Origin of the sequence: Polaribacter sp. IC066 (assembly GCF_007997085.1) — a bacterium.
Classification (GTDB): domain Bacteria; phylum Bacteroidota; class Bacteroidia; order Flavobacteriales; family Flavobacteriaceae; genus Polaribacter.
On record NZ_VORR01000052.1, the window covers coordinates 1 to 15,143 of the forward strand.

Here is a 15,143-nt window from a genome sequence, read left to right on the forward strand (position 1 = left end):
TTAGAGAAAAGGTAATCGAATTCTTAGAAAGTCACTCTTGGAAAAATGAGGAATTCAAAAATATCCTAACAGATAATTTTCAAATTATTAAACCTAATTTTTCGGGATCCTATTTGTAATGAGTATATGTCCTAAATACATAACATTCATAAGCTTTAAAAGTATTGGCTACATGATCAAGATACACGCTGCTACTTCAATTAATGAAGCACCAAAATCCAGTAAATATTTTGACTGTTATTTTATATTCATAAAATCTAGTCAGATTTAGATTTTTAAGAAGACAATTTAGCGTAATTAAAAGACCACAGATCTTTCTTCTTTAAAAGTTCTACTATTTATACATAAATTATAGAGCTCCACAACTTTTGGTGCTGACTAAAAATTTTAAACAGCAAACTCTGCAAAGAAGCCTTTAGAGTTTAATTTAAGTCATTTATACTCCGATTGAAAAGTAGTTAAGTTCTGTAAAATAGAAATGAAGCTCTCCCTGTTTAACAACGTTTTTTGTAAGTTTAAAATAATCAATAAGAACTTCTAGTAATAATACTTTTGCAATATGCATTAAGGTGTCCAAAATAGAAATCATTTATAAAATTAAAATTCTTCTTTTTTATCTTACTCCACAACTTTTTATCTTGATCCCTAAAATATTGATTGATCCCCTTCTTTTGGGCTTGATTCAACAATCCTGAACAAGTCCAAACTTTCTTATAACGAAAAAAGCTCTTCATAAATGAAGAGCTTTTCGCGGTCTGGACGGGACTCGAACCCGCGACCTCCTGCGTGACAGGCAGGCATTCTAACCAACTGAACTACCAAACCGTTGCTTATAGCGGGTGCAAATATACAACACATCTTTAGATACACAAGAAAAAACAACAATTTTATTTAAATTTTTTTCTTTGCAGCAAATATGTGGTCAAAATATCATTGAATCCGAGGTGAATATCTACCGGAACATAATCAATTTTATACTGTAAACATTTGTTTTTTAAATCTTTAAAATAATTAGAAGCTAATTCGGTATATTTTTGCTGTATATTTTCTGCAAACACATTTATTTCTTCGCCAGTCTCTACATCTACAAATTTCTTTGGCGCATTGTCAAAATTAAAGTCTAATTCAGTCTTTCCGTCATAGGTATGAAACAAAACAACCTCATGTTTATTATATTTTAAGTGTCTTAAAGCTTCAAATAATACCTCATCTTCTTTTGAAGTCTGAAACATATCGGTAAATAAAAAAATTAAAGAGCGTCTGTGAATTTTTTCTGCAATCTCATGCAGATATTGATAAGTTTCTGTAGTAGCTTTAGAATTAGCAACTAATAATTGCTCTAATTGGTACAAAAGCATACTTCTATGGCGTTCGCTACCTTTTTCTGGCGCATAATATTCATATGAATCAGAATATACGCTTAAACCTACGGCATCTCTTTGGCGTTTTAAAACCTCCATTAAAGAGGCTGCTGCTACTGCAGAAAAACCAACTTTATTTAAATTGTTTATGGTCTGACTTTTTACAACCGGATAATGCATTGAGGCCGAATTGTCTATAATAATATGGCAGCGCAAATTGGTTTCTTCTTCGTACTTTTTAGTGTACAGTTTTTCTGTTTTAGCAAACAGTTTCCAATCTATATGGCGCGTACTTTCGCCATTATTGTATAACTTATGTTCAGAAAACTCTACCGAAAAGCCATGAAACGGACTTTTATGAATTCCGGTTATAAAACCCTCTACCACTTGTTTGGCAAGGAGATCTAAATTTTTTATTTCTGCTGATTTTACGTCGGATAGCTTCATCTTATTTTTTGATTTTTTGCGCTCTAGTTAAATTATCTGTAGTTTGCAACAACTTTTTTAATAAAATAGGATTGTAATCGTTCCTACCCTCTAAAAAATCTTTCAATATTTCTGCCGCTTCTTTAGAGGAATAGTTGCCAATAGAACTTGCCAGCCATCCTTTCGGAAAGAAAATATCGCCAGTAAGCTGCACTTCTTCTAAAGTCTCTAAAATCGATTTTAAATGTTTTGTCGATGATTTTTGCCTTAACGGATGATGCATATTACTCAATGCAGTTTGCACCCAAGCTTCTTTTTCTCTGTTCTCTTTTTGCAACAAAGATTTCATAAAGGCATCTCTCTCATTTTCATCCGAAGACAAAGATGGCAACAACCATTTAAAGCGCTCTAATCGATCTTTATTTGTAATTGTAGTTTGTTGTAATGATAAAATTTCTGATGCCTTTGGATGGTTTAAAATAGCTAAATTTATGGCTAACGACGTAAAATCGTCTTCATTTAAAAAGAGATTTTCAATCTCAAAATCGGAATTCCATAAACCATATAACGTTTTTAAAGAGCTTTCATTGTAGCCAACTTTAGACAACAAATTATAAATTATCTTCTTTATATTTTTAGGATGATCTGCGTGCAATACTTCTTGAAGGGTTTGTTCTGTGGTTGGTAAAACCGAGTCTCTTTGTGCTTCTGTTAAAAAAGTCCAAAAAATAGTCTCTACAGCTTCGGTTAAATAGTTTAAAATTAATTCGTTTTTTTCTTCTATTATAGAGGATAAAAAGAGTTTGTAAACTTCTTTTGGAACAACCTCATCAAGCAACATATTTTCATATAAATTGATGAATTGATAGCCTCTAGAAACTTCGTCTTTAAGATCTTTATAAGTATTAATTTTATCTTTATAGACAGGAAAAACACCATAGCCAAATCCGTTTGTATTGTATAAAACCTCACCGGGTTTAAAATCTGCAGCAGCAGCAGTAATATCAAAAGATTTCCCCATATTTTTAATGTTGATATTTTTTACATAGCCTCGAGCATCTTTTAACTGTATTTTAAAAGATTGTGTCCAAACTTTTTCTGATCCATCTTCTGCATTTTGATGAATGATAAATTTTGTAACATTTCCTTTTTCATTATACTCAATTTCTTCAGAAAAAATAGGTCTTCCGGAAGAATTTACCCAAACATCAGACCAACTTTTTAAATCTCCGGCAGACTTTTTATCAAAAATTGTAATCAGTTCATTCCAGTCGGCATTTGAATTTTGATACGTTTTTATATATTCTTGAATGCCTTCTTGAAATAAATCATCGCCCAATAAATATTCTAACTGACGCATCATAATTGGTGCTTTGTTATAAATAATTCTTCCGTATAAAGAACCTGCATCTTTTAAATTTCCTAAATACTGTCTAATTGCGTTGGTGCCTTTTGTTCTGTCTTCTGAATAGGCACTCGGATAATGAGACATCATAAAACTCAACGTATGATTCACTTCTGGAAAAACAGGATTGATAATTTTATCTGCCATAAAATTAGCAAACACCTCTTTCATCCACACATCATTAAACCATTTCATCGTTACTAAATCACCAAACCACATATGTGCTGTTTCGTGCGCAATTAACTTTGCTCTGCCTAATTTTTTATTTTGAGTGGCATTTTTATCTAAAAACAACGAAGATTCTCTGTATTGAATGGCGCCAACATGCTCCATACCTCCATATTGAAAAGGTGGAATTGCCGCAAAATCCATTTTTTGAAACGGAAATTTTACAGCTGTATACGCTTCTAAAAAATCGATCGAATTTTGATGAATCTTAAAAACCTCATCAACACTTTCGTCCATCTTTTCTTGGTTATTCTCTCTGTATAAAAAGCGCATATCAAACGCGCCAGGGTTTTTAGTTTGTTCTGCAAACTTACCTACAACAAAAGAAAATAAATACGTGCTTATAAGATCTGAAGTAGCAAAGGTATGTTCTGTAAAACCATCAACTTCTATATTACTTTTTTCAAAACCTCCTGCTAAAACTTTCCAATCTGTTGGTGCTGTAATTTTTAAATTGTAATTGGCTTTCATGTCTGGTTGATCAAAACAAGGAAACAAGGTACTTGCTCTGTCTGGCACTAATAATGTGTATAAAAATTCATCGTTTCTATTGAGTGATGATTCCCCGGCATCAAAGAGAATTTCAATACAATTTCCTCCTAAAACAAGTGTTGTTTGATCAATTATGATATGCTCTTTTTGATGCTTAATTTCGGATTTTACACCATTTATTTTGATTGATTTTAGCTTTGAAGTTGCTTCATTAAAATCGAGAATTACATCATTTTGTAGATCCTTTAAAGTAAAGTTTACTTCTAATTTTGAAGGTATAGGGCTTTCTTTTTCCTTCAGAATTTTAAAGTGTAAATTATATACAACGTCAGCAATTTGTTGTTTTCTGTAGTTTGCTAACTCATAAGAAATTCCTTTTTCAAGTTTTAATTTAGGTGTTTGTTGCGCGCAAGACATCAGGAAAAAAAAAGCAAATGTGGCTAATAAATATTTCATCACTTAAAGTTTATAAGATTATTAACAAAAACATCTCGATACAATTTCGGTAATAAAACTGGAGAGCAGTTTCTATGGTTTATAAAAATAGCATAATAATACACAATATCCCGCTAAAAAGCGGAATTAGCATGCCTATTAGACAAACAGATTCAACTAACAATTTTGAATTCATAGCTTTGCTATTCTTCAAAATCGAGTTTCACTAAATTAAAAAAAGGCTTGACGTTAGCCAAACCTTTTTAATTATAAAATATGTTTATACGGCTATATCGCAGCATCAATTTTACCTGTATATGTTTTTTTAGGAGCAACACCTACTTGTTTGTCAACTACTTCTCCGTTTTTAAAAATTAAAACCGTGGGTATATTACGAACACCATATTTAGCTGCAAACTCTTGATTGGCATCTACATCAACTTTACCAACAATTGCTTTTCCTTCATATTCAGTATAAATTTCATCTACAATTGGCCCTACCATTCTGCAAGGTCCACACCAAGCTGCCCAAAAGTCTACCAATACTGGCTTGTCTGATTTTAATACTAATTCTTCAAAATTTGCGTCTGTGATTTCTAATGCCATCTTCTATATTTTTAGTTTGTTATTTCATTCTTGAAATGTAAAAGTAATCAATTTATTTAGCTTCGATATTTCAAAAAAATTGCTTTTTACTATTTGTCTATCAATAGATTTTATGCAGAAAAATAAATAATTCATTAAAAAATCTCGTCATTTTTACTGTATCTTCATTAATAGGCCATCAAAATTAGTATTAACTGGCTACCTTAAACACCTATTTTACAACAAAACACTATCTATAAATCTTAAATTCTTAAAACTGAAAAGTCCCTTTTTTAAAACAATTCTTTTGCAATGGCGTGAATATTATCACTTTTACCCATAGAATAATAATGCAAAACTGGCACTCCTGCCGCTAATAATTCTTTAGATTGCTGAATAGTCCATTCAATACCAACTTGCCGAACATCTTTGCTTGTCTTGCATTTTTCTACACTATTGATTAAAGTTTCTGGCAAATCAATTTTAAAAACTTGTGGCAATAATTGTAAATGTCGCTGCACAGCCATTGGTTTTATTCCCGGAATTATAGGTACATGAATTCCCGCATTTTTTGCAGCTTCTACAAACTCAAAATACTTCTGGTTATCAAAAAACATTTGCGTTACCACGTAATCTGCGCCGGCATCTACTTTTTCTTTCAATCGTTTTAAATCGGTTTGTAAAGAAGGTGCTTCTAAATGTTTTTCTGGATACCCCGCAACGCCAATACAAAAATCTGCTTTGCTAGCTGCCTCCATAACTTCATGTAAATATTTACCACAATTTAAATTCTGAATTTGAGCAACCAATTCTTTTGCATAGTTATGTCCGCCTTTTGAAGGTACAAAATACTTTTGATGACTCATCGCATCACCCCTTAACGCCATTACATTGTCGATTCCTAGATAATGACAATCTACCAATAAATACTCTGTTTCTTCTTTAGAAAAACCTCCACATAACACATGCGGAACCGTATCTACATCATATTTATGCTTTATTGCAGCGCAAATACCCACAGTTCCGGGTCGCATTCTCGTTATTTTTCTATCTAATAAACCTTCTTTTTCTACATAAACATACTCTTCTCTAGAGGTTGTTACGTCTATAAAAGGCGGATTAAACTCCATTAACGGATTGATATTGTTGTACAATTCTTGAATGTTATTCCCTTTTTTTGGCGGAATAACTTCAAAAGAAAATAATGCTTTTCCGTTTGCTTTTTTAATGTGTTCTGTGATTTTCATTCCGCTAAATACCCAAAAGGGACTTTTATTTAGTTATTAATTTTATTTTTTGGGCGTTCCCTAAAAAGGTCGCGCTTTTCACTATATCTTTTTTTTCGTACCTCAAAAAAGGATGCCGTTTCAATCGCTAACGCAAAACCCGCTCTTACGGAAACTAGACCTCACAGATTTTAAAAACCTACGAGGTCTATAAATTTCTCGCAAACAAACTCACCCAAGAGTGTTTTTCCCCTCGGGAAGATTAAGATGGGCTTTCTGCCAAATTTGGATGCAACCACTTTCTTGCTTTCTCTTTTGTAATTCCTTTTCTTTCCGCAAAATCAGTTACCTGATCATCCGTAATTTTTCCTAATCCAAAATATTTTGCTTCTTTATTTGCAAAATAATATCCTGATACTGCTGCTGCTGGCCACATTGCCAAACTTTCTGTAAGCGTAACACCTATTTTTTCTTCAACTTTTAATACATCCCAAATGGTTTCTTTTTCTAAATGATCTGGACATGCTGGGTATCCTGGTGCCGGTCGAATTCCTTTATAACTTTCTTTGATCAAATCGTCGTTCGTTAACCCATCATCTGTATCATAGCCCCAATGTTTTGTTCTTACTTGTTTGTGTAAATATTCTGCCATCGCTTCTGCAAACCTGTCTGCTAAAGCTTGCGCCATAATTGCGTTATAATCGTCTTCTTTGTCTTTATAAGAAGTGGCTAATTCTTGCGCGCCAAAAATAGCGACACAAAAAACGCCCATATAATCTGCTTTATTTGTTTCTTTAGGCGCAATAAAATCTGCTAATGCAATACTAGGAATCCCTTCTCGTTTTTTTAATTGCTGACGTAAAGTTCTAAAAACAGCAATTTCTTCGCCTTTCTTTTTAATCAAAATATCATCATCATGTATAGAATTTGCTTCAAACAAGCCAAAAATCGCTTTTGGCTTTAACAATTGTTTTGCTATAATTTGCTGCAACATTTCTTTAGCATCGTCGAACAAAATGGTTGCTTGCTCGCCAACAATTTTATCCGTTAGAATATCAGGATATTTACCATGCAAATCCCAACTTCTAAAAAACGGACTCCAATCAATAAAAGGAACCAATTCTTTTAAACTCAATTGCTCTAAAACCTGAATCCCGAGTTCTTTTGGTTTTTTAATTTCAGAAGTTTCCCAATTAATTTTATATTTTCTTTTGCGTGCTTCTTTAATTGAAATGTATGATTTTTCTTTTCCGCGTTTTAAAAACTTGATTCTGAATTCATCATACTCTTTTTTTAATTTTGCCGTGTATAAATGACTCGTTTTTTTGTTTAATAAATCTCCTACAACCGTAACTGCTCTAGATGCATCATTTACATGAACTACTGCATTTTTATATTGTGTATCTATCTTTACAGCAGTGTGCGCTTTAGAGGTTGTTGCACCGCCAATTAATAAAGGAACTTTAAAATTATGACGCTCCATTTCTTTAGCTAAATAAACCATCTCATCTAAAGAAGGCGTAATTAAGCCGCTTAAACCAATTACATCTACATTTTCTCTTTTTGCCGCTTCAATAATTTTTTCTGGCGCAACCATCACCCCTAAATCAACAATTTCATAATTATTACAGCCCAAAACAACACTCACAATATTTTTACCAATATCATGCACATCGCCCTTTACTGTTGCCATTAAAATACGTCCAAGCGCCCTTACTTCTTCTCCTTTATCCAATTCTATAAACGGATTTAAATACGAAACCGCTTTTTTCATTACTCGTGCAGATTTTACCACTTGCGGCAAAAACATTTTTCCTGCGCCAAATAAATCTCCAACCACATTCATACCAGTCATTAAATTACCTTCAATAACTTCTATGGGTTTTTCTGCTGCTTGTCTTGCTGCTTCTACGTCTTCTATAATAAAAGCATCAATTCCTTTTACCAAAGCGTGCGTAATTCTATCTTGTAAAGAGTTTTCTCTCCACGACAAATCCAAGCCTTTTTCTACTTTAGAGCCTTTTACCGTTTCAGCAAAATCTAACAACCGTTCTGTTGCATCTTCTCTTCTGTCTAAAATAACATCTTCTACACGCTCTAATAGATCTTTAGGAATATCATCGTAAATCTCTAACAAAGCCGGATTTACAATTCCGATATTCATGCCCGCTTGAATGGCATGGTATAAGAAAACAGAATGCATTGCTTCCCGAACTCCGTCATTTCCTCTAAAGGAAAAAGACACATTACTTACGCCACCACTTACCGAAACATTGGATAAATTTTGTCTTACCCAGCGTGTTGCTTCAATAAAATCGATGGCGTTTCTTCTGTGTTCGTCCATTCCTGTAGCTACCGGAAATATATTTAAATCGAAAATAATATCTTCGGATGCAAAGTGGACAACGTTGACCAAAATATCATAAGAACGTTTTGCTATTTCTAATCTTCGTTCGTAATTATCTGCTTGCCCAGTTTCATCAAAAGCCATCACAATTACGGCTGCGCCATATCGTTTTATTTGTTTTGCTTCCCAAATAAATTTTTCTTCACCTTCTTTTAAAGAAATAGAATTTACGATGCATTTTCCTTGCACAACTTGTAAACCAGCTTCAATGATTTCCCATTTAGAACTGTCGATCATAATCGGAACTCTGCAAATATCTGGTTCGGCCGCAATTAGATTCAGAAAACGAACCATCGCTTCTTTTCCATCAATTAATCCATCATCAAAATTAATATCGATAATTTGTGCGCCACCATCTACTTGATGTCTTGCGACATCCAAAGCTTCATCAAAACGCTCTTCTTTTATCAATCTTAAAAACTTACGAGAACCTGCAACATTTGTGCGTTCACCAACATTGATAAAGTTGCTGTTTTCATTTAAGATTAGAGGTTCTAGTCCAGAAAGTTTTAGAAACTTTCTTTGGTTTATGGTTGTTCGTTGTTCGTTGTTGGTCTCACTCATTTTTATAGCCTCTTGTAATAATTAATAAAACCATTTAATAACTTTTTATTTGAAATCACTTTTTCTAAAATACTTTTTAATTCTATTTCTGATATATAATCTAAATCAAATGCCAGATAAAGCTGCGTTTCAACTTCGAATAAAGAGCCTTTGGCGCTATATAAAAAATGAATAGTTTCTTTGTTTGATTGTCTTCCAATACCCTCTGCAATATTTGAAGGAACGGAAACAACACTTCGTCTAATTTGATTTATTAATGCATATAATTCTTCTTTAGGAAAAGATTTTGTTAGCAAATAAACCAACTTAACCAATTCCCTTGAATACTTCCAAACATCTAATTCTGTATAATTCATATTTTTATCTGGTTTATAATTATTGGTTTCTAGTTGATAGTTTTAATTCTAACCAAAAACGAATAACCACTAACCACCAACCAATACCCTCGGTGTATACTTCTTCGCAATTCTAGCAATTTCTCTAATATGTTCCGGACTTGTGCCACAACAGCCACCAATAATATTAATTAAATCTTTCTTTAGATATTCTTCTATTTGCTCGCCCATTTCTTCAGCGGTTTCATCGTATTCTCCAAACGCATTTGGCAACCCTGCATTTGGATGAGCAGAAATTGCAAAATCTGTTTTGTTGGCGATGGCCTCTAAATGAGGTTGCAATAAATTGGCACCTAAAGCGCAGTTAAATCCTACAGATAAAAGCGGGATATGAGAAACAGAAATCAAAAATGCTTCCGCTGTTTGCCCTGACAAAGTTCTGCCCGAGGCATCTGTAATTGTTCCTGACAGCATAATCGGGATCTCTATATTTCTTTCTTCTTTTACTTGCTCAATTGCAAATAAAGCTGCTTTCGCATTCAAGGTATCAAACACAGTTTCTACTAGTAATAAATCTACACCACCATCTAATAAAGCTTCTGTTTGTTGTTTATAGGCAATTCTTAATTCATCAAAAGTAACCGCTCTATACCCAGGATCATTTACGTCTGGAGACATGCTTGCCGTTCTGTTTGTTGGCCCAATAGAACCGGCTACAAAACGTGGTTTGTGCGGTTCTTTTGCCGTAAACTCATTCGCAACTTCTTTGGCTATTTTTGCAGATTGATAATTTAATTCGTACACCAAATCTTCTAGCTGATAATCTGCCATTGCAATGGTAGTACCAGAAAAAGTATTGGTTTCTATAATATCTGCCCCTGCTTCAAAATATTTTGCATGAATGGTTTTTATGGCTTCTGGTTGGGTAATAGAAAGTAAATCGTTATTTCCTTGAAGCGGCGATGGATAATCTTTAAAACGTTCTCCTCTAAAATCTTCTTCTGAAAATTTATAGGCTTGTAGCATCGTGCCCATGGCACCATCTAAAATTAAAATTCGTTCTTGTAAAGCTTTATATATAGTTGACATTTGTTGATATTTGTATCAATATGTCATCAGGAAAGGTAATTTTTTCGCTGTTATCTGTCAAGAATACCTAAAATTAATTTAGGAATTACCTGTAGAATGTAGCACCTTTCTCAAAGAATGAGAGGTTGCCAAGGCTTCAATGGGTCTAATCCCTCTGCCTTTCGTGATAACGTATTTAATAAGTGAATGAACCTAAGTACAAATTAAAGGTTTATATTTTTATTTACCGAATTAAATACTGTAAATATTAATAAATTTAAAGCCTTAATTTTACGAATTTCATAAATATTTTAACCTAAAAAACAGGGAAAATTATTTATTTTAAAATAGCACTTTTTTGATTCGAACTAATTCGTGAAATTCGAATCTTTTTTACTGATATTTTTTCTAGTCCTTTTCAAATAAGGTTGATGATAAATAACGGTCTCCTCGATCACAAACAATGGCAACTACAACTCCTTTTTCTAATCTCTCGGCTACTTTTATTGCCGTCAAAACAGAACCACCACTACTCATTCCTGCAAAAATTCCTTCTTCAGATGCCAATCTTTGTGTCATTTCTTTTGCTTCTTCTTCGCTAACTTCTATGACTTCATCTACTTTAGAGGCGTTAAAAATTGCAGGCAAATATTCTTGAGGCCATTTTCTGATTCCAGGAATTTTAGCATCGTCTTTTGGTTGCGCACCAATAATTTTAATCTCTTTATTTTGTTCTTTTAGATAATCTGAAACACCCATAATAGTTCCTGTTGTTCCCATGGCAGCAATAAAATGGGTTACTTGGCCTTCTGTATCTCTCCAAATTTCTGGACCCGTTGTCTTATAATGTGCTTTAGAATTGTCTGGATTATCAAACTGATTCAATCTAAAATATCCTTTTTTATATTTTAAGTCTAAAGCATGATCTCTAGAACCTTCTATTCCCAATTCTTTCGGAGTTAAAATTACTTCTGCGCCATAAGCACGCATTGTTTTTACCCTTTCTATCGTTGAGTTTTCTGGCATCACCAAAACCATATTTACACCTAAAACTTTTGCCATTAAAGCCAAAGCAATGCCAGTATTTCCGCTGGTTGCCTCGACTAAAGTGTCGCCTTTTTTAATATTTTTTTTATGCAGCGCTTGGCTAATCATATTATAGGCAGCCCTATCTTTTACACTTCCTCCTGGGTTATTTCCTTCTAACTTTAATAATAAAGTAACGCCTTCTTTTTTAAAAATATGTTGTGCTTCCACCAAAGGTGTATTTCCTACAAAATCTATGATACTTTTTGTTTTCATATACTTAACTTCTTTGAAAAATATTATTTTCTGATTTTACCGTAACCACGGAATTCTCCGAAATTGATGCTGTAATACAAACATTTGCTCCAATGACCGAATTTGCACCAATAAGAACATTTCCGCCTAAAATAGTTGCATTTGCATAAATAACCACTCCGTTTTCTATGGTTGGATGTCTTTTAATAGAAGCCAAACTTTTCTTTACTTGTATTCCGCCTAAAGTTACTCCTTGAAAAATGGTTACATTATCTTTAATAATGGTGGTTTCTCCAATTACAATTCCTGTGGCGTGGTCTATAAAAAAAGAATCGCCAATTTCTGCTCCCGGATGAATATCCGTACCGGTTGCACTGTGCGCAAATTCGCTCATCATTCTTGGTAAAACAGGAATTTCTTGTTTTAATAATTGATTGCTTAAACGATATACAGCAATCGCATAAAAACCAGGATATGCCAAATAGACTTCTCTTAAACTTTTTGCAGCAGGATCACTATTTAAGGCTGCCAAAGCATCTAAATCTAATTTTCTTCTTATTTCGATAAATGAGCTTTCAAAATCTAACCAAAAACAATCTTTATTTTCGATGGATAATCGTTCTAAAATTTTAAAAAATTTATTTTTAGTAGATTCCCCATTTACTTGCTGATACTGCTCATCAAACAAACAGTTAATTAATTCTTTTGTAAAAATTTCTACAGCATCTCTTAAACACATACTGTAATTTTTAAATTCGATTTTTGCTGCTGCTTCTCTCATTTTTAAAACTACGATTCTGGTGCTAATTCTACTTCTAAACCCTCTAATTCTGCTGTCATTTGTATTTGACAACCTAGTCTGCTATTCTCTTCTACATAAAAAGCTTCTGCCAACATTGCATCTTCATCGTCTGAAATTTCTGGTAATTGATGATCAGATTTTACATAACATTGACACGATGCACACATTGCCATTCCGCCACAAATGCCGATGGTTCCTTCTTCTGCAAGCTCAAATGCACGCACAACCTCCATCAAGTTCATTGCCATGTCTGTGGGTGCAACAACCTCATGTTTTACGCCGTTTCTATCTGTTATTTTAATATTGATATCTAAACTCATTTGGTTATTAGTAAATAGTAACTAGGTTTTAGTCGTTGGATTCAAATTGAAAATTACTTTAGTGATTTTATTAAACTGAACAACATTTTTTCTATTTCGTTAGATTTATGTATTAAATCTTTGAAAATTTCGTCGGAAATAAATTTTAACCTTACAGCTAAATACAACATCGATCTGGTTTCACTATTCAACACCAAAGATATAGATAAAAAGTCTCTTGAAATCGGGATTCGTTGCTCTATCATAACCTTATGCAATATTATTTGAGATAGAAATTGAGGCTCTTTTTATTTGATCACAAAAAGAAAAATCGCTGTTATTTTTTAAATTATCCTATATAAATACTGAATAATCTTGTGCTTTTTGCCAAACTATGAACTCTTCAAATCTCTGAACGCTCATAACAGGTTTTTTAAATTAATTTATTGCAAACTAAACATATTAAATAGAACTTAACGATTCCCCCCTAATTACTAAACACTAAAACCTATTTACTCCATTTTTACTCTATCGCCTTCACAACTGATTTCGGAGCTTCTTTCTTTGTGCCGTCAAACCCCACAACACCGCCAACAGTGGTGTATTTCATTACATATTTTTTATTAGGAAAAATACGCTTATAAGCACTTTGACACATTAAAGTGGCCTCATGAAATCCGCATAAAATCAATTTTAATTTCCCAGGATAGGTATTGACATCCCCAATAGCGTATACTCCTGGAATATTCGTTTGATAATCTAATGCGTTGTCTACTTTAATTGCATTTTTCTCTATTTCTAATCCCCAGTTACCAATCGGCCCTAATTTTGGCGATAAGCCAAACAACGGAATAAAATGGTCTGCATCTACAATAAAAGCATCTTCTCCTTTTTTCTCAACCGCAACTCCTGTTAATCTTCCATTTCCTAAAATCCCTTTTACTTCTGCAGGCGTAATCAATCGTATTTTTCCTAAATTTTTTAATTCTTGTACTTTTTCAACAGAATCTAACGCGCCTCTAAATTCGTTTCTTCTGTGAATCAATGTTACTTCGGATGCAATATTCGACAAGAAAATTGCCCAATCTAAAGCAGAATCGCCTCCTCCAGAAATTACTACTTTTTTATCTCGATACAGTTCTGGCTCTTTAATCATATACTCAACGCCTCTATCTTCGAAATCTGCGATATTCGGAATTAAGGGTTTTCTTGGCTCAAAAGACCCCAATCCGCCAGCAATTGCCACAATTTTTGCATGATGTTCTGTACCTTTATTTGTGGTAACAATAAAGGTTCCGTCTTCTAATTTGTTGATGGTTTCTGCCCTTTCTCCCAAAGTAAAACCAGGTTTAAATTGCTTGCTTTGTTCAATTAATTTATGGGTTAAATCTCCCGCTAAAATTTCTGGATACCCCGGAATATCATAAATAGGTTTCTTCGGATAAATCTCTGAACATTGTCCGCCAGGTTGCGCTAGAGCATCAATTAAATGACATTTTAACTTTAATAAACCTGCTTCAAAAACAGTAAATAATCCTGTAGGTCCTGCCCCGATAATTAAGATGTCTGTTGTAATCATATTTTTTTGTTTTAACTAGCTTTAGACCTCACAGGTTTTTAAAACCTGTGAGGTCTTTTTAAATCTATTATTTTTCAACCAAACCTTTTGTAAATTCGTTTAGCTTCTCTACTTTTTCTTCAAAATTTCCTTTAATAGTTTTTCGATATTCATTTAGATTTTTCACCAAATCATCGATGTTTTCTGGAAGTACATCTTCAAAAAATTGACGCAATCTTTTTGCTGTTGTTGGCGATTTTCCGTTTGTTGAAATTGCAATTTTTACATTTCCTTTGGTTACGATTCCGCCCATATAGAAATCGCAATATGGCGGATTATCTGCAACATTTACCAATGTAGAAATAGCTCTACAATCTTGCCAAACTTCCACATTTATTGCAGGATTATCTGTGGTTGCCACCACCATGTGCTTACCTGTTAAGTATCGTTTATTGTAAACATCTTCAACTAAAGTAACACATCCTTTTTTAGCTAATGAAATGGTAGCTTCTCTAAACATTGGCGAAACCATTGTTACATGTGCATCTGGACTCGATTTTAACAAAAAAGTCAATTTTTCTTCAGCAACATTTCCTCCGCCAACAATTAGTACATTTAAACTTTTCGTTTTTAAAAAAATAGGATATAAATTATTTCTTTCTTTAATCATT

General features: G+C 33.2%; 13 protein-coding genes, 1 tRNA gene, 1 pseudogene and 1 riboswitch. All 15 genes and pseudogenes read right to left on the reverse strand.

The window, feature by feature from the left end:
- Nucleotides 1–751: 751 nt before the first annotated feature.
- The 15 genes and pseudogenes from ES044_RS14885 to ES044_RS14955 all read right to left on the reverse strand — a co-directional run bounded on the left by ES044_RS14885 (nt 752) and on the right by ES044_RS14955 (nt 15,142).
- A tRNA-Asp gene (locus ES044_RS14885) sits at nt 752–825 on the reverse strand.
- Nucleotides 826–887: 62 nt separating this feature from the next.
- Nucleotides 888–1,808, reverse strand: coding sequence for a DUF58 domain-containing protein (locus tag ES044_RS14890; protein ID WP_147120151.1), 921 nt, complete (start codon nt 1,806–1,808; stop codon nt 888–890).
- 1 nt (nt 1,809) lies between these two features.
- A complete protein-coding gene (locus ES044_RS14895; protein WP_147120150.1) occupies nt 1,810–4,368 on the reverse strand; it encodes a M1 family metallopeptidase in 2,559 nt (852 codons plus the stop codon).
- 267 nt (nt 4,369–4,635) lie between these two features.
- Nucleotides 4,636–4,953, reverse strand: coding sequence for a thioredoxin (gene trxA, locus ES044_RS14900; RefSeq protein WP_147120149.1), 318 nt, complete (start codon nt 4,951–4,953; stop codon nt 4,636–4,638).
- Nucleotides 4,954–5,225: 272 nt separating this feature from the next.
- Nucleotides 5,226–6,179: a methylenetetrahydrofolate reductase [NAD(P)H] gene (metF, locus tag ES044_RS14905; RefSeq protein WP_147120148.1), complete on the reverse strand. Its 954-nt coding sequence runs from the start codon at nt 6,177–6,179 to the stop codon at nt 5,226–5,228.
- Between the two features lie 241 nt (nt 6,180–6,420).
- Nucleotides 6,421–9,129 carry a methionine synthase gene (gene metH / locus ES044_RS14910; protein ID WP_147120147.1) on the reverse strand — a complete coding sequence of 903 codons (2,709 nt, stop codon included), beginning with the start codon at nt 9,127–9,129 and terminating at the stop codon, nt 6,421–6,423.
- Between the two features lie 2 nt (nt 9,130–9,131).
- The gene (locus tag ES044_RS14915) at nt 9,132–9,485 is read right to left on the reverse strand and encodes a four helix bundle protein (protein ID WP_147120146.1); all 354 of its coding nucleotides are present in this window, start codon (nt 9,483–9,485) and stop codon (nt 9,132–9,134) included.
- Between the two features lie 69 nt (nt 9,486–9,554).
- A complete protein-coding gene (locus ES044_RS14920; RefSeq protein WP_147120145.1) occupies nt 9,555–10,553 on the reverse strand; it encodes a homocysteine S-methyltransferase family protein in 999 nt (332 codons plus the stop codon).
- A gap of 47 nt (nt 10,554–10,600) precedes the next feature.
- Nucleotides 10,601–10,726: riboswitch (SAM riboswitch) on the reverse strand.
- Nucleotides 10,727–10,940: 214 nt separating this feature from the next.
- Nucleotides 10,941–11,834: a cysteine synthase CysM gene (gene cysM, locus ES044_RS14925; protein WP_147120144.1), complete on the reverse strand. Its 894-nt coding sequence runs from the start codon at nt 11,832–11,834 to the stop codon at nt 10,941–10,943.
- Between the two features lie 4 nt (nt 11,835–11,838).
- Entirely contained in the window at nt 11,839–12,594 is a 756-nt protein-coding gene (epsC, locus tag ES044_RS14930) for a serine O-acetyltransferase EpsC (RefSeq protein WP_147120143.1), read from the reverse strand.
- A gap of 8 nt (nt 12,595–12,602) precedes the next feature.
- A complete protein-coding gene (locus tag ES044_RS14935) occupies nt 12,603–12,935 on the reverse strand; it encodes a 2Fe-2S iron-sulfur cluster-binding protein (RefSeq protein WP_147120142.1) in 333 nt (110 codons plus the stop codon).
- 53 nt (nt 12,936–12,988) lie between these two features.
- Nucleotides 12,989–13,180 (reverse strand): four helix bundle protein, encoded by a 192-nt coding sequence (locus ES044_RS19545; RefSeq protein WP_147120141.1) that lies wholly within the window; start codon nt 13,178–13,180, stop codon nt 12,989–12,991.
- Between the two features lie 4 nt (nt 13,181–13,184).
- Nucleotides 13,185–13,253, reverse strand: a pseudogene (locus ES044_RS19550) (four helix bundle protein); the annotation flags it as partial.
- Between the two features lie 184 nt (nt 13,254–13,437).
- On the reverse strand, nt 13,438–14,493 hold the full coding sequence (locus tag ES044_RS14950) for an NAD(P)/FAD-dependent oxidoreductase (protein WP_147120140.1): 1,056 nt from the start codon (nt 14,491–14,493) through the stop codon (nt 13,438–13,440).
- A gap of 67 nt (nt 14,494–14,560) precedes the next feature.
- A complete protein-coding gene (locus ES044_RS14955) occupies nt 14,561–15,142 on the reverse strand; it encodes a bifunctional precorrin-2 dehydrogenase/sirohydrochlorin ferrochelatase (RefSeq protein WP_147120139.1) in 582 nt (193 codons plus the stop codon).
- Nucleotide 15,143: the final 1 nt, after the last annotated feature.